This is a genomic window from Herbidospora cretacea, from assembly GCF_001570605.1.
GTDB classification, from domain to species: Bacteria; Actinomycetota; Actinomycetes; order Streptosporangiales; family Streptosporangiaceae; genus Herbidospora; species Herbidospora cretacea.
Map to the genome: position 1 here is coordinate 1 of NZ_BBXG01000017.1, position 24,589 is coordinate 24,589.

25 protein-coding genes are annotated in these 24,589 nt (G+C 70.8%); 13 read left to right on the plus strand and 12 right to left on the minus strand.

The genetic code is table 11. The features are described 5' to 3' along the window. From AW270_RS27575 to AW270_RS27600, 6 genes are all read right to left on the minus strand, one after another. Positions 1-649 (minus strand): biotin/lipoyl-containing protein (locus AW270_RS27575; RefSeq protein ID WP_174549900.1); only part of this gene is annotated, 649 nt, incomplete at its 3' end. 29 nt (positions 650-678) lie between these two features. Then, positions 679-2,061: a dihydrolipoyl dehydrogenase gene (lpdA, locus tag AW270_RS27580; RefSeq protein WP_061299011.1), complete on the minus strand. Its 1,383-nt coding sequence runs from the start codon at positions 2,059-2,061 to the stop codon at positions 679-681. Between the two features lie 67 nt (positions 2,062-2,128). After that, a complete protein-coding gene (locus AW270_RS27585) occupies positions 2,129-3,655 on the minus strand; it encodes a leucyl aminopeptidase (RefSeq protein ID WP_061299012.1) in 1,527 nt (508 codons plus the stop codon). Between the two features lie 37 nt (positions 3,656-3,692). After that, positions 3,693-4,475, minus strand: a complete 783-nt coding sequence (locus AW270_RS27590; protein ID WP_245674882.1) for an adenosylcobinamide-GDP ribazoletransferase — start codon at positions 4,473-4,475, stop codon at positions 3,693-3,695. Beyond that, positions 4,472-5,344, minus strand: coding sequence for a bifunctional adenosylcobinamide kinase/adenosylcobinamide-phosphate guanylyltransferase (locus AW270_RS27595; RefSeq protein WP_245674883.1), 873 nt, complete (start codon positions 5,342-5,344; stop codon positions 4,472-4,474). The genes AW270_RS27590 and AW270_RS27595 overlap by 4 nt, the downstream gene beginning before the upstream one ends. 394 nt (positions 5,345-5,738) lie before the next feature. After that, positions 5,739-6,389, minus strand: coding sequence for an SCO2322 family protein (locus AW270_RS27600; RefSeq protein WP_061299014.1), 651 nt, complete (start codon positions 6,387-6,389; stop codon positions 5,739-5,741). A 107-nt stretch (positions 6,390-6,496) separates the two neighbouring features. On the opposite strand from AW270_RS27600, the gene AW270_RS27605 reads away from it, so the two are divergent. Continuing rightward, positions 6,497-6,706 carry a hypothetical protein gene (locus tag AW270_RS27605; RefSeq protein WP_061299015.1) on the plus strand — a complete coding sequence of 70 codons (210 nt, stop codon included), beginning with the start codon at positions 6,497-6,499 and terminating at the stop codon, positions 6,704-6,706. Positions 6,707-6,739: 33 nt separating this feature from the next. Here the strand turns inward: AW270_RS27605 and AW270_RS27610 are convergent, their stop codons facing one another. Both AW270_RS27610 and AW270_RS27615 read right to left on the minus strand, forming a co-directional pair. Continuing rightward, positions 6,740-7,744: an aldo/keto reductase family protein gene (locus AW270_RS27610; protein WP_061299016.1), complete on the minus strand. Its 1,005-nt coding sequence runs from the start codon at positions 7,742-7,744 to the stop codon at positions 6,740-6,742. 30 nt (positions 7,745-7,774) lie between these two features. Continuing rightward, positions 7,775-8,332: a DUF3043 domain-containing protein gene (locus AW270_RS27615; RefSeq protein WP_245674884.1), complete on the minus strand. Its 558-nt coding sequence runs from the start codon at positions 8,330-8,332 to the stop codon at positions 7,775-7,777. Positions 8,333-8,546: 214 nt separating this feature from the next. Between AW270_RS27615 and AW270_RS27620 the strand changes: the two genes are divergently transcribed. The 6 genes from AW270_RS27620 to AW270_RS27645 are packed head-to-tail and all read left to right on the plus strand — an operon-like array spanning position 8,547 to position 12,588. After that, a complete protein-coding gene (locus AW270_RS27620; protein ID WP_082801879.1) occupies positions 8,547-9,338 on the plus strand; it encodes a PspA/IM30 family protein in 792 nt (263 codons plus the stop codon). Positions 9,339-9,340: 2 nt separating this feature from the next. Further along, entirely contained in the window at positions 9,341-9,619 is a 279-nt protein-coding gene (gene pspAA, locus AW270_RS27625; protein WP_061299019.1) for a PspA-associated protein PspAA, read from the plus strand. A gap of 4 nt (positions 9,620-9,623) precedes the next feature. Next, complete coding sequence (gene htpX / locus AW270_RS27630; RefSeq protein WP_275477778.1) at positions 9,624-10,517, plus strand: zinc metalloprotease HtpX; 894 nt, start codon at positions 9,624-9,626, stop codon at positions 10,515-10,517. After that, positions 10,517-11,065 carry a PspA-associated protein PspAB gene (pspAB, locus tag AW270_RS27635; RefSeq protein ID WP_061299020.1) on the plus strand — a complete coding sequence of 183 codons (549 nt, stop codon included), beginning with the start codon at positions 10,517-10,519 and terminating at the stop codon, positions 11,063-11,065. The genes htpX and pspAB overlap by 1 nt, the downstream gene beginning before the upstream one ends. Next, on the plus strand, positions 11,062-11,805 hold the full coding sequence (locus tag AW270_RS27640) for a maleylpyruvate isomerase family mycothiol-dependent enzyme (RefSeq protein ID WP_169807387.1): 744 nt from the start codon (positions 11,062-11,064) through the stop codon (positions 11,803-11,805). Before pspAB ends, AW270_RS27640 begins: the two co-directional genes overlap by 4 nt. A gap of 57 nt (positions 11,806-11,862) precedes the next feature. Continuing rightward, positions 11,863-12,588, plus strand: coding sequence for an SIMPL domain-containing protein (locus AW270_RS27645; protein WP_061299022.1), 726 nt, complete (start codon positions 11,863-11,865; stop codon positions 12,586-12,588). Between the two features lie 45 nt (positions 12,589-12,633). Here AW270_RS27645 and nadA read toward each other — a convergent pair whose 3' ends face one another. After that, positions 12,634-13,836, minus strand: coding sequence for a quinolinate synthase NadA (gene nadA, locus AW270_RS27650; RefSeq protein WP_061299023.1), 1,203 nt, complete (start codon positions 13,834-13,836; stop codon positions 12,634-12,636). 112 nt (positions 13,837-13,948) lie between these two features. Here nadA and erpA point away from each other — a divergent pair, with 112 nt between their 5' ends. Then, positions 13,949-14,302 (plus strand): iron-sulfur cluster insertion protein ErpA, encoded by a 354-nt coding sequence (gene erpA / locus AW270_RS27655; RefSeq protein WP_061299167.1) that lies wholly within the window; start codon positions 13,949-13,951, stop codon positions 14,300-14,302. Positions 14,303-14,449: 147 nt separating this feature from the next. Further along, a complete protein-coding gene (locus AW270_RS27660) occupies positions 14,450-15,436 on the plus strand; it encodes a carbohydrate kinase family protein (RefSeq protein WP_061299024.1) in 987 nt (328 codons plus the stop codon). A 39-nt stretch (positions 15,437-15,475) separates the two neighbouring features. Here AW270_RS27660 and AW270_RS27665 read toward each other — a convergent pair whose 3' ends face one another. Continuing rightward, entirely contained in the window at positions 15,476-15,733 is a 258-nt protein-coding gene (locus tag AW270_RS27665) for a sulfurtransferase TusA family protein (RefSeq protein ID WP_061299168.1), read from the minus strand. Between the two features lie 29 nt (positions 15,734-15,762). Next, a complete protein-coding gene (locus tag AW270_RS27670) occupies positions 15,763-16,896 on the minus strand; it encodes a cysteine desulfurase family protein (protein WP_061299025.1) in 1,134 nt (377 codons plus the stop codon). 239 nt (positions 16,897-17,135) lie between these two features. On the opposite strand from AW270_RS27670, the gene ctaC reads away from it, so the two are divergent. The 4 genes from ctaC (at position 17,136) to AW270_RS27690 (ending at position 21,285) form a co-directional block, all read left to right on the plus strand. Then, positions 17,136-17,903 carry an aa3-type cytochrome oxidase subunit II gene (gene ctaC / locus AW270_RS27675; RefSeq protein WP_245674886.1) on the plus strand — a complete coding sequence of 256 codons (768 nt, stop codon included), beginning with the start codon at positions 17,136-17,138 and terminating at the stop codon, positions 17,901-17,903. 8 nt (positions 17,904-17,911) lie between these two features. Then, positions 17,912-19,579, plus strand: coding sequence for an aa3-type cytochrome oxidase subunit I (ctaD, locus tag AW270_RS27680; protein ID WP_218009369.1), 1,668 nt, complete (start codon positions 17,912-17,914; stop codon positions 19,577-19,579). Further along, positions 19,576-19,971 (plus strand): cytochrome c oxidase subunit 4, encoded by a 396-nt coding sequence (locus AW270_RS27685; RefSeq protein WP_061299028.1) that lies wholly within the window; start codon positions 19,576-19,578, stop codon positions 19,969-19,971. The genes ctaD and AW270_RS27685 overlap by 4 nt, the downstream gene beginning before the upstream one ends. Positions 19,972-20,112: 141 nt before the next feature. Then, the gene (locus AW270_RS27690) at positions 20,113-21,285 is read left to right on the plus strand and encodes a L,D-transpeptidase (RefSeq protein ID WP_245674887.1); all 1,173 of its coding nucleotides are present in this window, start codon (positions 20,113-20,115) and stop codon (positions 21,283-21,285) included. On the opposite strand, the gene AW270_RS27695 is transcribed toward AW270_RS27690, so the two are convergent. After that, entirely contained in the window at positions 21,282-24,533 is a 3,252-nt protein-coding gene (locus tag AW270_RS27695; RefSeq protein ID WP_061299029.1) for an ATP-binding protein, read from the minus strand. The two genes, AW270_RS27690 and AW270_RS27695, sit on opposite strands and share 4 nt — an antisense overlap. Between the last annotated feature and the right edge of the window lie 56 nt (positions 24,534-24,589).

The window sequence follows — 24,589 nt, forward strand, 5'->3', positions numbered from 1 at the left end:
CGATGACGTCCTGCTTGCGGATGCGGCCGCCGACGCCGGTGCCGTTGAGCTGCTCGAGGTTCACGCCGTGCTCGGTGGCGAGCTTGCGGACCAGCGGGGTGACGTAGGGCGTGTCACCCGTCGGCGCCGGGGCGGCCGGGGCCTGCTGGGCCGCCGGGGCCGGCTGGTAGCTCTGCGGCGGGGCCGGGGGGGCGGGCTGCGGGGTCGAGGAGATCGGCGCGCTCTGCTGCGCCGGCTGCGGGGCCGGGGCGGGAGCGGCCTGCGGGGCCGGCTGGGGCGCGGGCTGCGGGGCAGGCTGCGGGGCGGCCTGCTGGACCGGCTCGGGCTCGGGTTCCGGCTCGGGCTCCGGCTCCGGCTCGGGGGCCGCGGCGGGCGGCTCCTCCTGCGCGGCCGGAGCGCCGCCCTCGGCGGCGTTTGAGTCGATGACGGCGAGCTCGGCGCCCACCTCGACCGTCTCGTCCTCGGCGACCAGGATCTTCGTCAGATATCCGGCGGACGGTGAGGGGATCTCGGTGTCGACCTTGTCGGTCGACACCTCAAGCAGCGGCTCGTCGGCCTCGACGTGCTCGCCCTCCGACTTCAACCAGCGGGTGACGGTGCCCTCGGTCACGCTCTCGCCGAGCTGGGGCATGGTTACGGAGACAGGCATGGTGAGTCTTCGTCTTCCTTAGAGGGCTCTTAGTTGTGGACGTGGAGGGGTTTGCCGGCCAGGGCCAGCATGGCCTCGCCGAGGGCCTCGGACTGCGTCGGGTGCGGGTGGATGAGCTGCGCCACGTCGCCCGCCGTCGCCTCCCAGTTGTAGATGAGCTGCGCCTCGGCGATGAGCTCGCCGACCCTGGCGCCGACCATGTGCACGCCCAGCACCCGGCCGCCGTCGCGCTCGGCGACGACCTTGACCTCGCCCTGGGTCTGCAGGATCTTGCTACGGCCGTTGCCCGCGAGGTTGTAGCTCAGCTCGACCACGTCGTGGCCGCGCTCCCGGGCGGTCGCGGCGCTGATGCCGACCGCGGCCACCTCGGGCTCGGAGTAGGTGATGCGCGGCACGCCGTCGTAGTCGATCGGGATGACCTTCTGCCCCGCGATGTGCTCGGCGACCATGATGCCCTCGGCGAAGCCGACGTGGGCCAGCTGCAGCGTGGGGATGAGGTCGCCCACGGCGTAGACGCCCGGGACGCTGGTCTGGCAGAACTCGTTGACCAGGACGTAGCCCCGGTCGACCGAGACGCCCTGCTCCTCGTAGCCGAGACCGGAGGAGACCGGGCCGCGCCCGACCGCGACCAGCATGAGCTCCGCGTCGAGGGTCTTGCCGCCCTCCAGGGACACCACGACCCCGGTGTCGGTGGTCTTGACGCTCTCGAAGCGCTGACCGAGTTCGTACTTGATGCCGCGACGGCGGAAGGCCCGCTCCAGAAGCTTGGAGTTGGACTCGTCCTCCAGCGGGAGCAGGTGCGGCAGCGCCTCGACGATGGTCACCTCGGCCCCGAAGGAGCGCCACACGCTGGCGAACTCGACGCCGATGACGCCGCCGCCGAGGATGATGACCGACGACGGCACCCGGTCGAGGACCAGGGCGTGGTCGCTGGTGATGACCCGCTCGCCGTCGATGTCGAGGCCGGGAAGCGACTTCGGCACCGAGCCGGTGGCCAGCACGACGTTGCGGCCCGTGTAGACCTCACCGTTGACGGTGACCTGGTTGGGACCGGTGAGCCGGCCCTCGCCCTCGACCACGGTGATCTTCTTGCTCTTGATGAGGCCCTGCAGGCCCTTCCAGAGCCCGCTGATCACCTTGTCCTTGTAGGCCAGCACCCCCGGCACGTCGATCCCGTCGAAACGGGTCTTCACACCGAAGGCCTCGCCCTCGCGCGCCTGGTCGGCCAGCTCCGCGGCGTGCAGCAGGGCCTTGGTGGGGATGCACCCCTGATGGAGGCACGTGCCGCCCACCTTGGCCTTCTCGATGAGAACGACGCTCTTGCCGAGCTCGGCCGCCCGCAGGGCGCAGGCGTAGCCGCCGCTACCGCCGCCTAGGACAACGATGTCGAAGGGGCCGCTGCCTTCAGCCACTGGAAAGCTCCCTAATGAATACTGCCGTGGTACGGCATCTTTTCACTTGTCTTGGATGATCGTGTGCTCAGCCCGCATAGCGTTCGGCGATGGCGACGAGCGTGCGGGTGATCGCTCCGGTGCCGCCCTTGGGGGTGTAACCGTAGGGCTCGCCCTTGTTGAACGCCGGGCCCGCCATGTCGATGTGAGCCCAGTCAACCCCTTCGGGCACGAACTCGCGCAGGAAGATGCCCGCCGCCAGCATGCCGCCCCAGCGCTCGGGGTGGAGGTTGGCGATGTCGGCCACCGACGAGTCGAGCCCCTTGCGCAGTTCGGCGGGCAGGGGCATGCCCCACACGCTCTCGCCCTGCGCCCCGGCCAGTTCGACCACGGAGCTCCGCAGCCCGTCGTCGTTGCTCATCACCGCGGCCGTGCGCCAGCCGAGCGCCACGATCTGGGCGCCGGTCAGCGTGGCCGCGTCGACGATCAGGTCGGGCGAGTCCTGGGCCGCGCGGGCGATGCCGTCGATGAGGACCAGCCGGCCCTCGGCGTCGGTGTCGAGCACCTCGACGGTCTTGCCGCTGTAGGTGTGGAGCACGTCGGAGGGCCGCTGGGCGGTGCCCGAGGGCATGTTCTCGGCCAGGCACAGGTAGCCGACGGCGTTGACGTGGAGCCCGAGACGGGAGACCGCCAGCAGGGCGCCCAGCACGGCGGCCGCGCCGCCCATGTCGGACTTCATCCAGTCCATCGACGCGGACGGCTTCAGCGACAGGCCGCCGGAGTCGAACGTGATCCCCTTGCCGACGAACGCGACCGTCTTGGTGGCCTGCGGGTGGGAATAGGCCACCCGGGCCAGCCGCGGCGGGCGGGACGAGCCCTGGCCGACGCCGACGATGCCGCCGTAGCCGTTCTCCTTGAGCTCGTTCTCGTCGAGCACCTCGACGCTCAGCCCGTTCTTGCCGCCGATCTCCTCGGCGATCTCCGCGAACCGGGCCGGCCACAGGTCGGACGGCGGCGTGTTGACCAGATCGCGGACCAGCGTGACCGAGTCGGCCAGCGTGGCGGCGCGCCGGACGGCGCTCTCGGCCTCGGCGGCGGAGGTGACCAGCTCCACCTCGGCCAGCGGGGCCCTCTGCTGCCCGTTGGTCTGATAGCGGCTGAAGGAGTAGGCCCCCAGGATGGTGCCGATGGCGACCGCCTCGACCTCCTCGGCCGTGGCGGCGGGCAGCGCGACGGCGGCCGACGCGGTGCCGGCCAGCGCGCGCGCTCCGGCGCCGGCGGCCCTGCGGAGGGTCTCCAGTTCCAGGGACTCGCCGTCGGCGGGCGGGGCGCCGAGCCCCACCGCCACGACGAGCGGCGCCGGGATCGCGCCGAACGTGGGGAACTTGGCGATCTCCTCGGGCTTGCCCGCGAAACCCATCGCGGTCAGCGTGGCGGCGAGCCGTCCGCCCAGGGCCTGATCAAGGCCGGCGGCCCCGGCCGCGGCCTGTGGGCCCTCCGGGGTGGCGTGGATGCCGATAACGAGGGCATCGGTCTCTATGGAGACCGTGTCAGATGCATTGACGCGCACTGTGGTCACGTGAGCCGATGCTAGCTGTGCTTTCTCCGTACTCATAAACTCGGGTTCGTCCTACCAATAGGTTGGGGGATGTTTACGGGGCGGTGAACGTCACCGCGACGGCGAGCAGGCTCGCCGCGGTCGCGACCTCCGCGAGCGCCCCGAGCACGTCCCCGGTGATCCCCCCGAGCCGCCTCACCGCGGCGGCGAGGACGAACCAGGCGGCGGCCAGCCCGATGGGCACCGCGCTGACCAGCACCGGAACGTCGCGAAACGCGATCATAGCGACGATCGTCAAGGTGCCAGTAGAGGCCAACGCCCCCGGGACCCCCACTGTTCCCGCCACGAGCACGCCCAGCCCCTCGGGCCGCGCGGCCCTGAACCGGGGCGTACAGGCCCACATGACCGCGAGCCGCCCGGTCGCCACCGCGACGGGCAGCGCCCACACGGCGCGGGGCCCCGCATCTCCCAGCGCGGCCACCTGGAGTCCCACGCAGAAGATCAGCGCGACCACCCCGAAGGGCCCGATGTCGGACCGCTTCATGATCGCCAGCGCCTCCGGCGCGGCCTTCCCGCTCCCCAGCCCGTCGGCCAGATCGGCGAGCCCGTCGAGATGCAGCGCCCGCGTCAGCAGCACCAGCGTCCCGAGCGCCAGCAGCGCGGCCGTCACCGGCCCGAGCCCGAACCAGAACGCCCCCTGCCAGACCACGGCCGCGATCGCCCCCAGCAGCAGCCCGACGAGCGGCGCGAGCGTCATGGCCCGCCCGGCGGTCCGCGCGTCGACGGCGACATGCCGGGGCACCGGCAGCACACTGAGCAGCGACACCGCCAGCCACCAGCCGTCCACCCACCCCCGGGCCGTCGTCGGGACGCTCACGGCAGGGAGGTGACCCGGCCCGCGACGACCAGGGCCGCCTCCTCCGACTCGTCGGCCAGGCGCCGGTTCAGCTCACCGAGCGTGTCGCGGAAGATCCGCCCCGAGGCGTGTTCCGGCACCACCCCGAGCCCGACCTCGTCACTGACCAGCACGACCCGCGCCCGCGTGGCCCGCCACGCCGCCACCAGCCCGTCACAGGATCCGCGCACCCGCCCCGGGTCCTCCCAGCCGCCGAGCTCGTCGAAGACGCCCGCCAGCCAGGTCCCCAGCCCGTCGACCAGGACCGCGCCGGTCTCGGCGGCCAACACGTCTTCCAGGTCGCGCGTCTCCCGGGTCCGCCAGTGGGCGGGCCGGCGGTCGCGGTGGGCGGCGATCCGCCCGGTCCAGTCCGCGTCGCCGTGCGCGTCACCCGTGGCGACGTAAAGGACGTCCGGCTCCCCGGCGAGCCGCATCTCCGCCTCCTCCGACTTCCCCGACCGGGTCCCCCCCAGCAGGACCGTCCGGTGAGGCCCCGCCGAGTCGTGAGCGGCCCGGTCGGAGGTCTCCAGCACGGTCCCGTCAGGCACCCGCACCGCCCCCCAGAAGCCCAGCCGCCGGTCGAACTCCGCCTCCGACCTGACCCGATGGTCCAGCCCCACCGCCACAACCCGGGTCGCCCGGTTCACCAGCCCACGGCTCCTTAGCGCCCCCAGCCGGAAGGGGTCGTCAAGAAGGTCGATCAGCACCAGGTCGAACGCCGGCCCCGGCCCGGTCCCGCCGCCCCCGTTGGCGAACAGCAGGCTCCCGCCGTCCGGCCCCACGACGACGTCCCCGTCGTCGGTCCGCGCGAGCTCATACCCGTCGAGCGCGGCGTTGTCGTCCACCACCACGGAAAGAGGCCTGACCCCCGCCCCCACCGAACGACACGAAGCGCACCCGTCCGACGGCCACCCGTTGGGCCCACCCGTCCCGCTCAGCTCGACCTTCAACCCCGTCTCCTCTCACCCGGAAGCCGATGGAAGCATCCATCCCCTCGGGCATCCCACTCCTGCACGAGCCCCCTCATCGTGGATTCGGCGTCTCAAGGCCAGGACGAATCCCCGCTCCCCGGAAATCCATGAGCGCCCAACCGCCTCCAAGCGGCGCAACCCCTGCCAGCCCGTCGAGGACCGGCGAGGAGGTCGGCCTGGAGATGCCGTACAGAAAAACTAAGACCGCCGCCCGAAACCCTAGAGGGCCGGGCGGCGGTCGCGGCGGGCGGGTGCGCGCCTGGGGGAACGGGTTTCAGCTCGCGCGGCGGCGCAGGAGGAAGAAGACGCCGGCGCCTGCCGCCACCGCGGCGGCGCCGCCCGCGATGAGCAGGACGGGGACTCCGCCCTCCTCTGCGGCGGGGGAGGCCGGGGCGGCCTGGCTGACGGGGAGTTCCCGGCCCGTCGTGGTGTTCTTGGCCGGGTAACCGCTGACGGCCAGCACGTTGCCGGTCTCGTCGACCCTCGGGCGGGTCGTGTCCGAGGACAGCAGCTGGAGCGACGTCGCCGACTCGGGGGCGACGACGCAGGTCACGGTGCTCGCCGGGGGAGTGTCGCCCGGGTAGGCGTCGACCTCGCCGTCGCCGTAGTCGACGGCCAGGACGACCCGCTTCTGGCCCGACGTGGCGGCCTGCTTGCCGCAGACGTCGTCGAAGGCGGGGACCTCGCGGGGCGAGTCGGTGCCGGTGCCGTCGGGGGAGACGCCGAAGCGCCAGCCGATGACCGAACCGTCCTGCGGCACGCCGGCGGACTCCGGCAGCAGCCAGGCCAGGCCGTCGCTCTGCCAGAAGGTCCAGGCGCGTGGCGTGTCGGGCCCCGGCTGGGGCGCGAACGCTGAGAGCGCGGCCAGCACCAGCGCGCCGAGAGTAACGCGGATCAGCAGTTTGTGAGGGTTTGAGGGCAGCATGGAATGGCCTCCGTGCTCGGGTTTGAACGCTGGGGGAGATAGGGTTCCCAGGCACCCTTCGGATTTCCCCTGGAGGGAACGAGCGGCCGCGAACAGGAGCGTATGGCATGACATGGCGCTGGCGTTATGAAAACGCTAATGGTGGTGAGGTATCCGCCGCAGAATTGTCGCGCGAGGTCTTTCCCAGCCAGGCCGATGCGGAGTCGTGGCTCGGAGAAAGCTGGCGTGAGCTGCTGGAAGCAGGTGTGGAGCAGGTGACTCTGCTCGATGGCGACCGGGTCGAATACAAGGGAATGTCATTGCGCCCACAGGAATGAAAAAGGCCCGCCGTGAATGGCGGGCCTTTTGTTCTACGGGCGTTTCTTGGGAGCGTTGGTACTCGTGAGGGAGGGGTCGGTCACGACGACCGGGCCGAGGATGTCGTCGACCTTCTTCATGACGTCGGCGTCGAGCTTGACCCCGGCCGCCTTGACGTTGTCGCGCACCTGCTCGGGCCGCGAGGCGCCGATGATCGCCGACGACACGTTGGAGTTCTGCAGCACCCACGCCACGGCGAACTGGGCCATCGACAGCCCCAGGTCGGCGGCCACCGGCTTGAGCTCCTGGACGCGGGTCAGCAGGTCGTCGTCGAGCATCCGCTTGATGAAGTTCCCGCCGCTCGGGTCGAGCGCCCGCGAGCCCTCGGGCGGCGCCTGGCCGGGCAGGTACTTGCCGGTCAGCACGCCCTGGGCGATCGGCGAGAACACGATCTGGCCGATGCCCTCCTTCTCGGACAGCGGCACGACCTCGCCCTCGATGACCCGCCACAGCGCGGAGTACTGCGGCTGGTTGGAGACGATGCGGTCGAAGCCCATCTCGTCGGCCAGCTTCAGCGCGGCGGCGATCTGGTCGGCGGTCCACTCGCTGACGCCGATGTACAGCGCCTTGCCCTGCCGCACGATGTCGTCGAAGGCCCGCAGGGTCTCCTCGAGCGGCGTCTCGTGGTCGTAGCGGTGGGCCTGGTAGAGGTCGACGTAGTCGGTCTGGAGGCGGCGCAGGGAGCCGTTGATCGACTCCATGATGTGCTTGCGTGACAGGCCCCGGTCGTTGCGGCCCTCCCCGGTCGGCCAGTAGACCTTGGTGAAGATCTCCAGCGACTCACGGCGGACGCCTTCGAGGGCGCGACCGAGCACCTCCTCCGCGCGGGTGCCCGCGTAGACGTCGGCGGTGTCGAAGGTCGTGATGCCCTCGTCGAGGGCGGCCTTCACGCAAGCGCGGGCGGCGTCCTCCTCGACCTGGGAGCCGTGGGTGATCCAGTTGCCATAGCTGATCTCGCTGATGACGAGGCCACTTCGGCCCAGATGGCGGAATTCCATGGGCCAACTCTAGACAACTAAGACAAAAACCTACCTTTTGGGGGAGGTTTCGGGGACCGGCGCGCCACCCGGCTGGACGGTCGGCTTGGGGAAGCGCAGCCGCCGGATCTGCGAGGACCGCATGGCGGCGTAGAAGCCGACGCCCTTGAGGTTCTCGTCGGGGAACCGCTCGGCCGCGAGCTTCTTGACCTTGCCCGCGACGTAGAAGGAGCTGCCGACCACGAGCACCAGCACCACCGGCAGCGACATCGTGTAGATCGTGAGCACCCAGCGGCGGATCTCGACCGGGAAGGGGATCATCGACAGCAGCATGATGATCAGCACGGCCGGCAGGAAGTACTGCCCCGGAAGACGCCGGGCGTCGACGAAGTCACGCGCCAACTTGCGCACCGGGCCCCGGTCACGGGCCGGCAGATAACGGTCTTCACCCCGCATCATGCCCTCTCGGGCCTTGTCGCGGAGCAACCGGTCACGCTCGCGCGCCTGCCGGTAGGCCTCCTTGCGGTTCTTCGGTGCCGTCACCGGAGACCGGCGGCGCCCCTCGGCCTCGCTGCGCTTGGGCGTCGGACGGCCCTTCGCAGGGGTCACGGCAGGCTTAGGATCAACATCAGGGACGGGGGTAGCGTCCGTGGTGGTCTGGGTACGACGTCGGAACACGTTGTCCAGCGTACCGGGAGTGCAACTTAGTGACGCCCCCGTGCGTTATGCGTAGGGTGAACCCAGGCGGCCTTGGCCGCCTTTGCGGGGCTTGAAACGGCTGGGGTTACCCACGCACAACCTAAGAAGGGGACGGCCGACGCGCATGAGCGTGATGAAGAGACTTTCCATGATCTTCAGGTCCAAGGCCAACAAGGCCCTGGACAAGATGGAGGATCCGCGGGAGACCCTGGACTACTCATATCAGCGCCAGCTCGAGTTGCTCCAGAAGGTACGGCGCGGCGTGGCGGATGTGGCGACCAGCCGCAAGCGGGTCGAATTGCAGATCAACCAGGCCGAGGCCGAGGCCGCCAAGCGTGAGCAGCAGGCCAAGAGCGCGCTGGCCGCCGGTCGCGAGGACCTGGCCCGTGACGCGCTCTCGCGCCGGACCGCCATCGCGGCGCAGGTGGCCGACCTGCGGATCCAGTACAACAACCTGCAGGGTGAAGAGGAGAAGCTGACTCTCGCGAGCCAGCGTCTCCAGTCCAAGGTCGACGCCTTCCGCACCCGGAAGGAGACGATCAAGGCCACCTACACCGCCGCCGAGGCGCAGACCCGGATCAACGAGGCCTTCTCCGGCATCTCCGAGGAGATGGGCGACGTCGGCCTGGCGATCCAGCGCGCCGAGGACAAGACGGCGCAGATGCAGGCCCGCGCGGGCGCCATCGACGAGCTGCTGGCCAGCGGCGCGCTCGACGACTACACCGGCCAGCGCGACGACATCCAGGCCGAGCTCGACCGCATGGGCGCCGGCGGCGACGTCGAACTGGAGCTGGCCCGCATGAAGGCCGAGCTGGGCCAGGGCCCGGCGCCGAAGAGCGCCATCGAGCAGGGGCAGCCGGCCGGGCAGCCGCAGCCCCAGCACACCCAGCAGTACCGCCAGCCGGGGGAGGCATAACAGTGATCGTCCGCATCATGGGTGAGGGGCAGGTCCAGATCGCCGACGGCGACCTCGACGTGCTGAACGCCCTCGACACCGAGCTCGAGTCGGCCATCAACACCGACGACGAGCCCACGTTCCGTTCCGCGCTGCACGCGCTTCTCGACAAGGTCCGCCATGTCGGCAAGCCCCTCGCGGACGACGCCCTGGAACCGTCTGAGCTGATCCTGCCCCCCGCGGACGCCTCGATCGAGGAAGTCCGGGAGATGCTGGGCGACCAGGGGCTCATCCCGGGTTAGCCCCGTGTCCCGGTACCGGCCCGACTCCGGGCTGACCCGCCGCATGGTCCTGACCATGTTCCTGCTCGGCCTGCTCTACGTCGTGTTCATGGCGGTGCTCATCGCCGTCGGGGCGCGTGCGGTCGTCGTTCTCGTCATCGCGGCGGGCTTCCTGCTGGTGCAGTACTTCTTCTCTGACAAGATCGCCCTGTACGCCATGGGCGGCAGAGAGGTCTCACCGCAGGAGGCCCCGCAGCTCCACGCCGTGATCGACCGCCTGAGCGCCCTCGCCGACATGCCCAAACCCCGCGTGGCCGTCGCCGACAGCGACGTGCCCAACGCGTTCGCCACCGGGCGCAACCAGAAGAACGCCGTCGTCTGCGTGACGACCGGCCTGCTCCGGCGGCTCGATCCGCCCGAGCTCGAAGGCGTCCTGGCCCACGAGATGTCCCACGTCGCCCACCGCGACGTCGCGGTGATGACGATCGCCTCGTTCCTGGGCGTGGTGGCCGGGCTGATGACCCGGTTCGCCCTCTACGCCGGCCTCGGCCGCAGCCGCGACAACCAGGGCGGCCTGCCGATCGGGCTGATCATCGTGCTGGTCTCCACGATCGTCTACGCCGTCAGCTTCGTGCTGACCAGGCTGCTGTCGCGCTACCGCGAACTGGCCGCCGACCGGGCCGGGGCCTATCTGACCCAGCGGCCGTCCGCGCTGGCCAGCGCCCTGACGAAGGTCACCGGCGAGATCGCCCGCATTCCGACGCGGGATCTGCGCGAGGCGCAGTCGTTCAACGCGTTCTACTTCGCCCCGGCGCTCAACCGGGCGAGCGTGGCGACGCTCTTCGCGACCCACCCGCCGCTGGAGAAGCGGCTCGAACAGCTCGCCCGGATCTCCGGCGAGCTCGGCAGGGAGGCCTGATGGGCTGGTTCGACGCGCTCCTCGGCCGGTCCAGACAGGCCAAGCCCGATCTCGACGCGCTGTTCGCGCTGCCGTCGGCGGCGATCACGCTGCAGGTCGCGACCACCTTCGCGCCGGCCGGGGTGGGCTCGGTCTGCTTCCGCGCCGCCGAGGGCGGCGCGTTCGCGCGTCTCCAGGACGACGTGAAGGCCCTCGTCGGCACGCCCGAGATCACCCAGGACGACTACGGCTTCACCTGGCTGACCGTCCGCGACGACGACGTGTCGGCGCTGGTGACCAACCTCCACGGCGCCAACTCCAGCCTGGAGTCGGCCGGGTTCGGAAGTTCGCTGCTCTGCACGACCGTCGTGTTCGCCGACCCCACCGGGCGGCGGCTGGCCCTGGTATACCTCTACAAGCAGGGCACGTTCTACCCGTTCGCCCCTCTGCCGGGCCAGCGGCGCGACAACGCCCTGGAACTGCAGGTGCGCGGCACTCTCGCCGGCGACCTGCCCGTCGAGGCCGACCTGTCCCGCTGGTTCGCGGTGTGGGGCGCGCCCGGACTGTGAACCCGCAGAAGGGGGAGTTCGTGGAACACGCCGCCGACCGCATCCTGCGCCTGGCCGACACGCTCAGAGGGCAGGACCTGTCGAAGCCGGTGCCGACCTGCCCCGGCTGGGATCTGCGCGAGCTCGTCGCCCACCTCGGAGCGGGCCACCGCAGGGCCACCGTCGTGGCCCGCGAGCTGCGCCAGGAGCCGGTCCCCCGGGAGGACGTCGACCCCGGCCTGCCCTCCGACCCCGCCAAATACGCCGACTGGCTGGCCGAGGGCGCCGAGCCGCTGCGCGACGCGCTGGCCGCCCACGACCCCGCCACCCAGGTCTGGACGTGGACCGGCCCCCGCCCGCTGGCGTGGTGGTCCCGCCGCCAGCTCCACGAGACCACCGTTCACGCCGCCGACGCCGACATCGCGCTGGGCCACACCCCGCGGATCGACGAGGCGGTGGCCGCCGACGGCGTCGGCGAGCTGCTCGACATCCTCCCCTACGCCGACTGGAACCCCCGCGAGCTCACCGGCGACGGCGAGCGCCTGTCGTGGCAGTCCGACACCGGCGTGGGCTTCCTGGTGACGCTCTACCCCGACGGCTTCACCTACGAGCCGTCGGCCATGCCCGGCGAGGTCACGGTCCGGACCTCGACCGCCGCCGACATCCTGCTGCTCCTGTGGGGCCGGCGGGGCTACGGCGACTACTCCGTCGAGGGCGACGCCGCCCTGCTCAAGCGGTGGGTGACCAACACCACGATGTGACCAAGGAGGGCGTGGCGCGCGGTCGCCGCAGGTGAGCGGGATGATGGGATCGCGGCCATGATCACCTTCAGGTACGCGGCCGCGGCCGCCTTCCTCGCCGCCGGACTGGTGTCCGCCCCGCTGGCCGCCCCGGCGTTCGCGTCGACGTCCGTCGGGTATGCCGGGATCGTGGCAGACGACGCGAAGATCACCGTCACCGGCAACGGCACGGTCTCGGCGGCCCCCGACCGCATGCGCCTGCAGGCCGGTGTCGAGGTCCGCCGCGCGAGCGCCGGAGCCGCGTTCAGCGGGGCACGCACGGCCGCCGCCACCCTCCGCGCCGCCCTGCTGGCCGCGGGCGTGGCCGAAGACGACCTGCGCACCAGCGAGATCTCCCTCGGCCCCGAGTACGACGACTACCCGAAGGTCTCCGGCTACCGCGCCGGGCAGGGCGTCGAGGTGCTCGTCCGCGACCTCGACATCGCCGACCGCGTGGTCGACGCGGTGGCCTCCGCCGGCGAGGAGGCCCGCCTCAACGGGATCTCCTTCGAGATCGGCGACCCCGCGAGAGCCCTGGCCGCCGCGCGCGACGCCGCGTACAAGGACGCCCTGGCCAAGGCCCGGCAGTACGCAGGGCTGACCGGCCGGACCCTCGGCGCGGTGCTGCGCCTGGAGGAGGACTCCGACGGGCGCTCCCCGATCCCCTTCGAGGGCATCCACCTGATGGCGGCCTCGGACAAGTCGATCTCCCCGGGCCGCCAGTCGGTCGGCGTGAGCGTCAAGGTCGTCTACGAACTGCGCTAGGACGCGCGGCGGCGCCCGGACGCGACGTCCGGGCGCCGGTCCGGTCTACGGGAGCGCGAGCATCCGGTCGAGGGCGACCTTGGCCCAGTGGGTGGTCTCGGCGTCGACCGTGATCTGGTTGGGCACCTGCCCCGCCACCAGCGACTCCAGCGCCCACACCAGGTGAGGCAGGTCGATGCGGTTCATCGTGGAGCAGTAGCAGACGGTCTTCTCCAGGAACATGACCCGCTTGTCGGGGAACATCGCGCCCAGCCGCCGCACCAGGTTGAGCTCGGTGCCCACGGCCCACGTCGACCCGGCGGGGGCCGCCTCCAGCTTCTTGATGATGTACTCGGTCGAGCCGACGTAGTCGGCCTTGGTCACGACCTCGTGGCGGCACTCGGGGTGGACCAGCACGTTGACGCCGGGGACCTGGGCCCGGACGTCGTCGACGTTCTCGGCGGTGAAGCGGCCGTGGACCGAGCAGTGGCCGCGCCAGAGGATCATCTTGGCGTTCCTGAGCTGCTCGTCGGTCAGGCCGCCGTTGGGACGGTGGGGGTTGTAGACGACGCAGTCGTCCAGGCTCAGGCCCATCTCCAGCACGGCGGTGTTGCGGCCCAGGTGCTGGTCGGGCAGGAACAGCACCTTCTCGCCCTGCTCGAAGGCCCAGTCGAGGGCCTTCTTGGCGTTGGACGAGGTGCACACCGCGCCGCCGTGCCGCCCGCAGAACGCCTTGATGTCGGCGCTGCTGTTCATGTACGTCACCGGCACCGTGACCCCCGCGATCCCGGCGTCCTCCAGCGCCTCCCAGGCCTCCTCGACCTGGTCGAAGGTGGCCATGTCGGCCATGGAGCAGCCGGCGGCCAGGTCGGGCAGGACGACCTTCTGGGCGTCCGAGGTCAGGATGTCGGCCGACTCGGCCATGAAGTGGACGCCGCAGAAGACGATGAACTCGGCCTCGGGCCGGGCGGCCGCCTCGCGGGCGAGCTTGAAGGAGTCGCCCGTCACGTCGGCGAACTGGATGACCTCGTCGCGCTGGTAGTGGTGACCCAGCACGAAAAGCCGCTCGCCGAGGGCCTCCTTGGCCTTGCGGGCCCGCTCGACCAGCGCCGGGTCCGACGCGGGCGGCAGCTCGCCGGGACAGTCGACACCGCGCTCGCTGTGCGGGTCGACGCCCTGCCCGAGGACGAAGAGCGGAAGACTCGTGGTCGTCACGACCACACCCCCTTGGGGACTTATCGTCGAACTGACGACTACTACATTACACATCCGCTTTGGGTTGTATTCCGGCAGGGTGTCCGTCCCGGGAATGTAGGGACAGGGCCAACGTGTTGCTAACGTTCTAGAAGGACGTCAGATACAGACGGTGGGAGTCACCAACATGACGGTTGAGAGCAGCGAGACCACGCGGCAGGGCCTGAACCTTACCGACGCGGCCGCCGCCAAGGTCAAAGGGCTGCTGGAGCAGCAGGGCGAGGAGGGCCTCCACCTCCGCGTCGCCGTGCAGCCGGGGGGCTGTTCGGGCCTCCGTTACCAGCTCTACTTCGACGACCGCTCGATGGACGGCGATGTCGTCTCCGACTTCGGCGGCGTCTCGGTCGTGACGGACCGGATGAGCGCCCCCTACCTGATCGGTGCCACGGTCGACTTCGTCGACACGATCGAGAAGCAGGGCTTCACGATCGACAACCCCAACGCCACGGGTTCCTGCGCCTGCGGCGACTCCTTCAACTAGGACGTCGCCCGGCGAGACACCCGCGAGCCCGCTCGGGGCACGCGGGTGTCTCGTCATGTCCCGGGTCAACCGGAATATCGCGTATTCTTGCGAGGCTCGCGATCCGGCGGGCGTTTCACGCGCTGCTGACAACGAGGAGAAAACCCCGTGCGCATCGCCGTCACCGGCTCCATCGCGACCGACCATCTGATGACCTTCCCCGGTCGCTTCGGCGACCAGCTCATCGCCGAGCAGCTCGACCGCGTCTCGCTGTCGTTCCTCGTCGACGAGCTGGAGATCCGGCGGGGCGGCTGCGCGGGCAACATCGCGTTCGGCATGGGCGGTCTGGGGCTGCGGCCGATCCTGGTGGGCGCGGTCGGCGACGACTTCGCCGACTACCGGTCCTGGCTGGAGCGCCACGGTGTCGACTGCGACTCCGTCCACGTCTCCGAGCTCCACCACACCGCGCGGTTCCTGTGCACCACCGACCAGGACCACAACCAGATCGCGTCGTTCTACACCGGCGCGATGGCCGAGGCCAGGAACATCGAGCTCGGCCCGATCGCGGCCCGCGTCGGCGGCCTCGACCTGGTGCTGATCGGCCCGAACGACCCCGACGCCATGCTGCGCCACACCGCCGAGTGCCGGTCGCGCGGCATCCCGTTCGCCGCCGACATCTCCCAGCAGCTGGCCCGGATGCCCGGCGACCAGATCCGCGAGCTGATCGACGGCGCGGCCTACCTCTTCTCCAACGACTACGAGAAGGGGCTCATCGAGCAGAAGACCGGCTGGTCCGACGAGGAGGTCCTCGACCGCGTCGGCGTCCGGATCACCACGCTCGGCCCGAAGGGCTCGCGCATCGACCGCAAGGGTGAGCCGTCGATCCACGTCTCCCCGTCGCCCGAGCGCGGCAAGGCCGACCCGACCGGCGTCGGCGACGCGTTCCGCTCCGGCTTCCTGGCCGGTCTGACCTGGGGCCTGAGCCTGGAGCGCTGCGCCCAGATCGGCAACCTCACCGCCACCCACGTGCTGGAGCGGGTCGGCGGCCAGGAATACGAGCTCGGCCAGGCCGACTTCCTCGAGCGCTTCGCCGCCTGCTACGGCAAGGACGCCGCCGAGGAGATCGGCGCGCACCTGCGCTGCCTGCGCCCGTAGTCATCCCATGAGAAGGCCGCCCGGTCCGGGCGGCCTTCTTCAGTACTTCCGCCGCACGTGGATGGCCCAGCCGCCCTGCGGCAGCTCGTAGCTGTCCACGTGTTCGTGCGACTTCAGGCGGCACCACGCGGGGATGTCGGTGAAGGCGGCCGGGTCGTCGGCCAGCACGGAGATCACCGCGCCCATGGGCACCTCGCCGACGCGCTCGGCCAGCATGATGATCGGGATCGGGCACTTGCGGCCCAGCGCGTCGATGGTCAGCGCCGTCTCCGGGATGACCGGAGCCGGGTTCTCCACGACAGGCGCGGGCGCCTTCTTACGCCAGATCACCGCACCCCCAGACTCCGGCGGACGCGAAGCACGACGTCGGGGAGGACCGTGAGGAACCGCTCGACGTCGTCTTCAGGGATCCCACGTGGCAGCGATACCCGGACATTTCCATGCGTAAGCACGCCCATCGCCTCCAGCACGTGTGATGGACGAAGCGTACTCGCCGTACACGAACTTCCTGACGAGACGGCGAAACCGGTCTTGTCGAGTTCGGTCAGGAGGGCCTCGCCGTCGACGTACAGACACGAGAAGGTGACCAGATGGGGGAGGCGGTCCACCGGATCGCCGATCACCTCGACGTCGGGGACCCGGCGCGGGACCTCGGCGCGGATCCGGTCGACCAGCGCGGACAGGCGGGCGTTCTCGGCCGCCGACTCGGCGGCGCGGGCCCGCAGCGCCGCCGCGGCGGCCACCACGGCGGGCACGTTCTCGTAGCCCGGCACCCGGCGCTGCTCGCGCTCGTCCTCCGGATAGGGCGAGCGCCAGCGGGTGCCCTTGCGGACCGCGAGCACCCCCACCCCGGCCGGGCCGCCCCACTTGTGGGCGCTGGCGGTCAGCACCGACCAGCCCGGCGGGATCGGCAGCCGCCCGGCCGACTGGGCCGCGTCGACCAGCAGCGGCACCCCCGCCGCCCGGCACGCCTCGGCCGCCTCGGCCACCGGCTGGACCGTCCCGACCTCGTGGTTGGCCGTCTGGAGCGCCGCCACCGCGACCCCCTCGGCGGCCACCGCCCCGGTGAACTCCGGCAGGTCGACGCGCCCGGACAGCGCGACGCCGACCGTCTGGACGGTCCCGCCGTCCCGCTCGTGGACCCCGGCGGCGTGGAGCACGCTCGAATGCTCGACCGCGCTCACCACCAGGTGCCTGCCGGCCCGCCTGCGGCCCTGGAGGGCGCCGAGCAGGCCCAGGTGGACGGCCTGCGTCCCCGACGAGGTGAACGACAGCTCGTCGGGACGGGCCCCCAGCACCTCGCCGATCTCGGCCCGCGCCTGGTCGAGCAGCAGCCGCGCCCGGCGCGCCGAACCGTAGAGCCGGGCCGGATCGGCCCATCCCACGTCGAGAGCTGCCAGCATGGCCTCCCGGGCCGCCGGATGGAGGGGCTCGGTCGATGCCGCGTCGAGGTACGCCACAGTGAGGACATTAACGGGGGCTGGAACGAGGACCGGTGCCGGTCCGCGCTAAAGTGTCTCGGCATTGAAGTGAATCAAGTAAAGCGGGGGAGAAGATTCCCCCGGCTGTGTGGAATCCTCGAAAACCGCCCAGGGATGTGTCCCGTGGGCTTCAAGTGTGGGGTAGGCGATCCGTGAGTCCGACCCGCCGTACGACACGGCGATCGTTGGCCCGCCGCCGGCTGCCCAGTCTCGCCGGTGTGGCGGTGCTGGTCGCGTCCGCGACGGCGTGTAGTTCCGAGGCAGCCGATCAGTGGTCCAGGCTCGCCCAGCCTGAGCCGCAGACGCAGCAGGGCAACCTGATGCTCGACCTGTGGCTGGGCTCGTGGGTGGCCGCCTTTGCGACGTTCGTCGTCGTCTTCGGCCTGATCGCGTGGTCGGTGCTGTTCCACCGCAAGCGCAAGAACACCGATCAGCAGCTGCCGCCGCAGGTGCGGTACAACCTGCCGATCGAGATGCTCTACACGCTCGTCCCGCTGGTCATGGTGGCGGTCTTCTTCTACTTCACCGCGCGCGACGAGACGGAGATCATCAAGGTCTCCGGCACCGCCCCGGTGAAGGTCAAGGTCGAGGGCTACCAGTGGAGCTGGCGCTTCACGACCGAGGCGCAGGGCAAGACGGCGAGCGTGGCCGGGGTGCCGGTCGACCTGTCCAAGCAGAGCCTGACCAACCCGCAGGGCCCGCAGCTGGTGCTGCCGGTCGGCACGAAGGTCGAGTTCGCCCTGGAGTCGCCCGACGTCATCCACTCGTTCTGGGTGCCGGCGTTCCTCTTCAAGCAGGACGTCATCCCGGGCGTGCACAACAAGTTCGAGCTCGACACGCTCGACAAGCCCGGCGTGTTCGTCGGCCGCTGCGCCGAGCTGTGCGGCGTCGACCACAGCAAGATGCTCTTCTCGGTCAAGCTGGTCCCGCAGGCGGAGTTCGACCAGTACATGACCACCCAGTCCGCGGCGGGAGGCGCCCAGTGACCGCCACAGTGGAGAACACGGGCCTCGCGACCGCGCGGCCCTACCGCAAGGGCTCGACGGTCGTGAAGTGGCTGACCACCACCGACCACAAGATCATCGGCCACCTCTACCTGATCACCTCGTTCGTGTTCTTCCTCATCGGCGGCGTCATGGCTCTGGTCATGCGCGCCGAGCTGGCCCAGCCCGGCATGGAGATCGTCTCGAACGAGCAGTTCAACCAGCTGTTCACCATGCACGGCACGATCATGCTGCTGATGTTCGCGACCCCGCTGTTCGCGGGCTTCGCCAACGAGCTGATGCCGCTCCAGATCGGCGCCCCCGACGTGGCGTTCCCGCGTCTGAACATGGTGAGCTACTGGCTCTACCTCTTCGGCAGCATCATCGCCGTCAGCGGCTTCTTCACCCCGGGCGGCGCCGCCGCCTTCGGCTGGACCGCCTACGCGCCGCTGTCGAACGCGGTCACCTCGCCGGGCATCGGCGGTGACCTCTGGGTGATGGGCCTGGCCCTGTCGGGTCTGGGCACCATCCTCGGCGCGGTCAACTTCATCACCACGATCATCTGCATGCGCGCGCCCGGCATGACGATGTTCCGCATGCCGATCTTCACCTGGAACATCCTGCTCACCAGCATCCTGGTGCTGCTGGCCTTCCCGGTGCTGGCGGCGGCGCTGCTGGTGCTGGAGGCCGACCGGAAGCTGGGCGCCCACGTCTTCGACCCCGCCAACGGCGGAGCGATGCTGTGGCAGCACCTCTTCTGGTTCTTCGGGCATCCCGAGGTCTACATCATCGCCCTGCCGTTCTTCGGCATCATCACCGAGGTCCTGCCGGTCTTCAGCCGCAAGCCGATCTTCGGCTACATCGGCCTGGTCGGCGCGACGATCGCCATCGCCGGTCTGTCGGTGACGGTGTGGGCCCACCACATGTTCGTCACCGGCCAGGTGCTGCTGCCGTTCTTCTCGTTCATGACGTTCCTCATCGCGGTCCCGACCGGGGTGAAGTTCTTCAACTGGATCGGCACGATGTGGCGGGGGCATCTCAGTTTCGAGACGCCGATGCTCTTCGCGGTCGGCTTCCTGGTCACCTTCCTGTTCGGTGGCCTGACCGGCGTCATCCTGGCCTCGCCGCCGCTCGACTTCTCGATCTCCGACTCCTACTTCGTGGTGGCCCACTTCCACTACGTGGTGTTCGGCACGGTCGTGTTCGCGATGTTCTCCGGCTTCTACTTCTGGTGGCCGAAGTTCACCGGGAAGATGCTGAACGACAAGATCGGCAAGGTCCACTTCTGGACCCTGTTCTTCGGTTTCCACCTGACGTTCCTGGTCCAGCACTGGCTCGGCGTCATCGGCTTCCCGCGGCGCTACGCCGACTACTCGGCGGTCGACGGCTTCACCGACCTGAACATGATCAGCTCGGTCGGCGCGTTCCTGCTGGGCGCCTCGACCCTGCCGTTCCTCTGGAACGTCTGGACGACCTGGCGCAACGCGCCCAAGGTCACCGTCGACGACCCGTGGGGCTACGCCGGTTCGCTCGAATGGGCGACGTCGTGCCCGCCGCCGCGGCACAACTTCCACCGGCTGCCCCGCATCCGGTCGGAGCGGCCGGCCTTCGACCTCAAGTACCCCCACATCGCGCCGGGCAAGGCCCAGCCTGAGCTCATCGAGGAGGCCAAGTCGTGAAGGTCCAGGGATGGATGTTCATCCTCACCGGCCTGTTCTTCGCCGCGGCCGACATCGTCTACTGGTTCTGGTCCAAGGAGGTGACCGGCACCACCGCGATGGCGATCTCGGTGGGCCTGGCCCTCATGATCGGCTACTACCTGCTGTTCACGGCCCGCCGCATCGGCGACCAGCCGGAGGACGACAAGGAGGCCGAGATCAGCGACGGCGCGGGTGAGCTGGGCTTCTTCAGCCCCCACTCGTGGTGGCCGCTGTTCGTGTGCCTGTCGGCCGCGCTGACGTTCTTCGGGTTCGTCATCGGCTGGTGGCTCTTCATGATCGGCCTCTTCGCGGTCATCATGAGCACGATCGGGTTCGTCTTCCAGTACTACCGGGGTCACTTCTCCCACTAGTGGGTATGTCAGAGTCCCGGTCCGCCTTTGGCGGGCCGGGACTTTTTCTTTGCCGTCGAATGGAGTGTCGGCCGACCGAACTCCCCGTAATCGGGTAATAACTCAGAGATAGTGATCAAGGTGACCCGGGGGGAGATCCGCGTGCGAACTCGTGCTGCGGGGGCGTTGGCCCTACTGATGCTGACCGGTTGTGCGACCACGGCCACAGCGGGCGAGGACGCGGCCAGCAAGAAGACGGCCGAAGCGGTGATGATCTTTCCGAGCAACGGGGCGGCCAACCTGCCTCCCGAGCTGCCGATCAAGATCTACGCCTCGGGCGCGGCGCTGGGCTCGGTCGCCGTCACCGCCGAGGGCGGGAAGGCCGTCGAGGGCGTCTACAGCGCCGACCGCACGATGTGGCGCAGCGTGCGCCCGATGATGCCGGGCACCCACTACACGGTCACGGCCACCGCCGGGTCGGCGCGGTCGACCAGCTCGTTCTCCACGCTCAAGGCCGCCAAGACCTTCGAGATCGACACGCTGCTGCCGAACAAGGACTACACCGGCCTGACCGTCGGCGTCGGCATGCCGATCATGATCACCTTCAGCACGCCCGTGAAGGACCGGGTGTCGATCGAGCGGAACCTGGTCGTCCAGGCCTCCAAGCCGGTCGAGGGCGCGTGGCACTGGTTCGACGACAAGACGATCGCCTACCGGCCGAAGAAGTTCTGGCCCGCCCGGACCAAGGTCCGGGTCACCGCCCGGATGGCCGGCGTCCGCGGCGACACCGGCCTCTACGGCGGCAAGGACGTCGTCCGCGACTTCACCATCGGCCGCTCCCAGATCACCAAGGGCAGCATCAACGAGCACACGATGGACGTCATCCGCGACGGCAAGGTCATCCGGACGATCCCGTTCAGCGCCGGCAAGGGCGGGGTGTGGAAGTACCACACCACCAGTGGCATCCACCTGGCCATGTCGCGCGAGGACGTCACGGTCATGACCTCGCCCGACGCGGGCCCCGGCCAGGCGGGCTACTACCAGCAGACCGTCTACGACACCGTCCGCATCTCCAACAGCGGCGAGTACGTCCACGGCGCGCCCTGGTCGGTCGGCTCGCAGGGCAACTCCAACGTCAGCCACGGCTGCGTGAACATCAGCCCGTCCAACGCCCAGTGGTACAAGGACGAGACCCTGATCGGCGACCCGATCATCCTCACCGGGTCGCCGCGCCCGCTGGAGACCACCAACGGCTGGGGCCACTGGCAGCCGAAGTGGAGCGAATGGCTCAAGTGGAGCCGCCTGCGCGACGCGACGACCGACCCGATGGTCTAGCCCAGCCGTGCCAGGAGCGCCGCGCTGCGGCGTTCCAGGTGGGGGATGGCCAGCTCCCGGTGCGTCCGGGCCGCCCGCCGCGCGTGGTCGCGGGCGCGGTCCGGGTCGCCGAGGGCCTCGTACAGCTCGGCGACGGCCTCGTGGATGGAGCCCCACGAGACGCAGCCGGTGCCCAGGGTGGCGATCTGGCCGGCGACCGGCAGCAGGGCCGTCAGCATCTCCTCCGGGGCCGGACGGCCGATCCGGGCCGACACCAGGGCCCACTGCCAGGCGGAGAACTGCCAGGCCCAGTCGCGTTCGACGGCGGCGCCCCAGCGGGTGAGCAGCTCCTGGGCCCGTGACCGCTCGCCCGACTCCCACAGGGCCAGGATCGCGGTGGGGCGCAGCAGCCGGTCGGACGGGTCTTCGGCTCGCTCGGCCAGGGTGGCGACCAGGGCGGGCGGCACCGTGCCCTGGGACCAGTCGATGTAGAACTCGCTCATCAGGTCGACCACGTCGGGCCCCCACAGGCTGGTGCGGCGGTACCACTCGCCGGCCAGCGCGCTGTGGCGGCGGGCCTCGGCCCAGTCGCCCGCCAGCACCGCCCGGCCCGAGGCGGCGTAGTTGACCTGGGCGGTGATCTCCGGGATCCGCAGTTCCTCGGTCAGCCGCAGGCAGCGGGCCAGTTCGGCGTCGTACTCGGCGATGGCGCCGTCCTGCATGAGGCCCTGCATGCGGTGCAGCCGCGAGATGACCTCGGTGAGCCTGGGCAGGCCGGGCAGGGTGAGGATCTCGGCCGCGGCGGCGAACCGGTCGGCGTCGTGGTCGGGCGACCAGTTCGCGATGACGTAGTTGTTCAGGGTCCGGGCCAGCAGCTGGGGGTCGCCGGTCTTGCGGGCCAGCGCGACCGCCTCGGCGGCGTGGGCGCGGCCCTCGGCGCGGGGGCCGTAGTAGAGCTCGACGGCGAGGGTGCCCAGGAGCGCGGCGCGGCGGGCCAGGTCGTTCTCGGGCAGCCGGGTGAGCTGGTCGCGCAGGACGTTCACCATGCGCGGGTTGACGACGCCGTAGGACCACCAGTTCCAGAGGGTCACGCCGCCGAAGACGCTGGTGGCCTCGATGGCCATGTCGTCCTCGCCCAGGCGGGTGGCCAGGTCGACGGCCTCGTCGAGGGGCGCGCGGGCGCCCAGCACGTCGCCGGTCAGCCGCCGGGCCCGGCCCAGCTCGATCAGCAGGCGGCAGCGGCGGGAGGTGCCCGCCGGGCCGTGGGAGGCCAGCGCGAGCTCCCAGTAGCGGACCGCCTCGTCGTAGGCCAGACCGGCGGCGGCCTGCTCGGCGGCCTTTTCGGCGTAGGCGACGGCCTTCTCCGCGTGGCCGACCCGGGCGGCCTGGGCGAAGTGGTGGGCCAGCACCGGGACGCGGTCGAGGTCGCCGCCGCCGAACGACTCGGCCGCCTCGCCGATCCTCCCGTGGAGCTGGGCTCTCTGGAGGCGGGTCAGCTCGGCGTACAGGGCCTCCTGGACGAGGGCGTGCGAGAACCGGTAGTCCCAGCCGCCCTCCACCTCGACGAGCAGGCCGGTCGCCACGGCCGGTTCGAGCAGCAGGAGCAGCCGCGCCGGATCGAGCCCGGCCGCGCCTGCCAGCACGTCGCAGTTCACGTCGCGGCCCACCACCGAGGCGGTGCGCAGCAGCGTCTGGGTCTCCTCGGGCAGGCGGGAGACGCGCTGCGCGATGACGTCGCGCACGCCGTCGGGCACGGGCAGCGCCGCGATGTCGGCCGACCGCGTCGAGGCCGCCAGCCGGAGCAGTTCGCCCAGGTAGAAGGGGTTGCCGCCGGTCCGGTCGTGGAGGACGGCCACGTGGTCGAGCAGGCCGGGGTCCCGGCCGTCGAGGTAGTCGGCGACGTCGGAGGCGGTCAGCGGGCCCACCGTGAGCCGTTCGGTGCCGCGCTGGCGGGCGAGCTCGGCGAACACGTCGACCGGCTGGGGGGCGTCGTGGTGGCGTACCGTCACGATCACCAGGAGCGGGACGCGGTGCAGCTCCGCGCCGAGGAAGGTGAGGAGCTTCAGGGTCGCGGCGTCGGCCCAGTGGGCGTCCTCCAGGACGATCAGCAGCGGGCCGCGGGCGGCGCGCCGTTCGAGGGCGCGGGCGATCGCGTCGTGCAGCAGGAACCGGGCGGCGTCGGGGTCGGCGGCCTCGCCGGGGGCCGACAGGCGCTCGGCGGCCGGTGGATCGAGCACCCGCAGCGCCTGGATCCACGGCCAGAACGCGGGCGCGTCCTCGGCGCAGCGGCTCCACGCGGTGGTGAAGCCCAGCGCGGCGGCCGTCTCGGCGGCGGCCTCGGCCAGCGTGGTCTTCCCGATGCCCGCCTCGCCGCCGATCAGCAGCACCCCGCCCGCGCCTCGGGCGGCGTCGGTGATCCGGTCGTGCACGCGGCGGCGCTGGGCGGCCCGGCCGATGATCCGGGGCAGCTCGGCGTGGGCCGTCTCCGGGGCCACGACCACGGTGACCCGTGAGGCGGGCAGCTCCTCCTGGCGCAGCACGGCCTGCTCCAGTGCCCGCAGCTCCGGGCCGGGCAGCAGCCCGAGCTCCTCGTCGAGCATCGTGCGGCAGCGCTGGTAGGCGGCCAGCGCGTCGGCCTGCCGCCGGTCGGTGTAGAGCGCCCGGATGAGCAGCGACCAGAGCCCTTCTCTGTACGGCGCCGTCTCCAGCAGCCGCTCGACCTCCAGCGCCACCTCGGCCGGACGTCCCAGCGCCAGGCGGGCCTCGGCCCGGGTGGACAGCGCGGTCAGCCGGGCCTCGTTGAGGTGGGCGATGGTAGGCCGCAGGTACTCCTCGTCCTGGAGCCCCGTGTACGGCTCGCCGCGCCACAGCGCCAGCGCCGGGTTGAGGATCTTCTCCACCTGGTCGGGCGGGGCCGCCTCGGCCCGCTCCATGGCCTTGAGGAACCGGTGGGAGTCGATCTGGTCGGGGTCGATCTCGAGCAGATAGCCCGGCTCGCGGGTGCGCAGGATCTTCGCCGGGGTCCGGGGGGACCGCTCGGGTTCGAGCGACTTGCGGAGCTGGAAGATGTACGCCTGGAGCGTTCCGGTCGCGCTGGAGGGCGGCTCGTCCTGCCACAGGGCGTCGATGATCTGATCGAGCGCCACGACCCTCGGGGCGTGGGTCAGCAGCAGCGCCATGACCGCCCGCTGCTTGCGGGGACCGAGGTCGACCGTCCGTCCCTCGCCGAGGACCTCCACGGGTCCGAGGACCCGGAAGTCGTGCCGCATCGGAAGCCTCCTAGTCGATTAGGACCCCACTAGGATGCCGCCTTCAGCGGCATACG

What these genes read in the sequence shown, in the direction of transcription:
- AW270_RS27585 (WP_061299012.1), bottom strand. Translation starts at nt 3,655, where the DNA reads ATGAGTACGGAGAAAGCACAGCTAGCATCGGCTCACGTGACCACAGTG.
- AW270_RS27600 (WP_061299014.1), bottom strand. Translation starts at nt 6,389, where the DNA reads ATGCTGCCCTCAAACCCTCACAAACTGCTGATCCGCGTTACTCTCGGC.
- AW270_RS27605 (WP_061299015.1), top strand. Translation starts at nt 6,497, where the DNA reads ATGACATGGCGCTGGCGTTATGAAAACGCTAATGGTGGTGAGGTATCC.
- AW270_RS27610 (WP_061299016.1), bottom strand. Translation starts at nt 7,744, where the DNA reads ATGGAATTCCGCCATCTGGGCCGAAGTGGCCTCGTCATCAGCGAGATC.
- AW270_RS27620 (WP_082801879.1), top strand. Translation starts at nt 8,547, where the DNA reads ATGAGCGTGATGAAGAGACTTTCCATGATCTTCAGGTCCAAGGCCAAC.
- pspAB (WP_061299020.1), top strand. Translation starts at nt 10,517, where the DNA reads ATGGGCTGGTTCGACGCGCTCCTCGGCCGGTCCAGACAGGCCAAGCCC.
- AW270_RS27645 (WP_061299022.1), top strand. Translation starts at nt 11,863, where the DNA reads ATGATCACCTTCAGGTACGCGGCCGCGGCCGCCTTCCTCGCCGCCGGA.
- nadA (WP_061299023.1), bottom strand. Translation starts at nt 13,836, where the DNA reads ATGTGTAATGTAGTAGTCGTCAGTTCGACGATAAGTCCCCAAGGGGGT.
- erpA (WP_061299167.1), top strand. Translation starts at nt 13,949, where the DNA reads ATGACGGTTGAGAGCAGCGAGACCACGCGGCAGGGCCTGAACCTTACC.
- AW270_RS27695 (WP_061299029.1), bottom strand. Translation starts at nt 24,533, where the DNA reads ATGCGGCACGACTTCCGGGTCCTCGGACCCGTGGAGGTCCTCGGCGAG.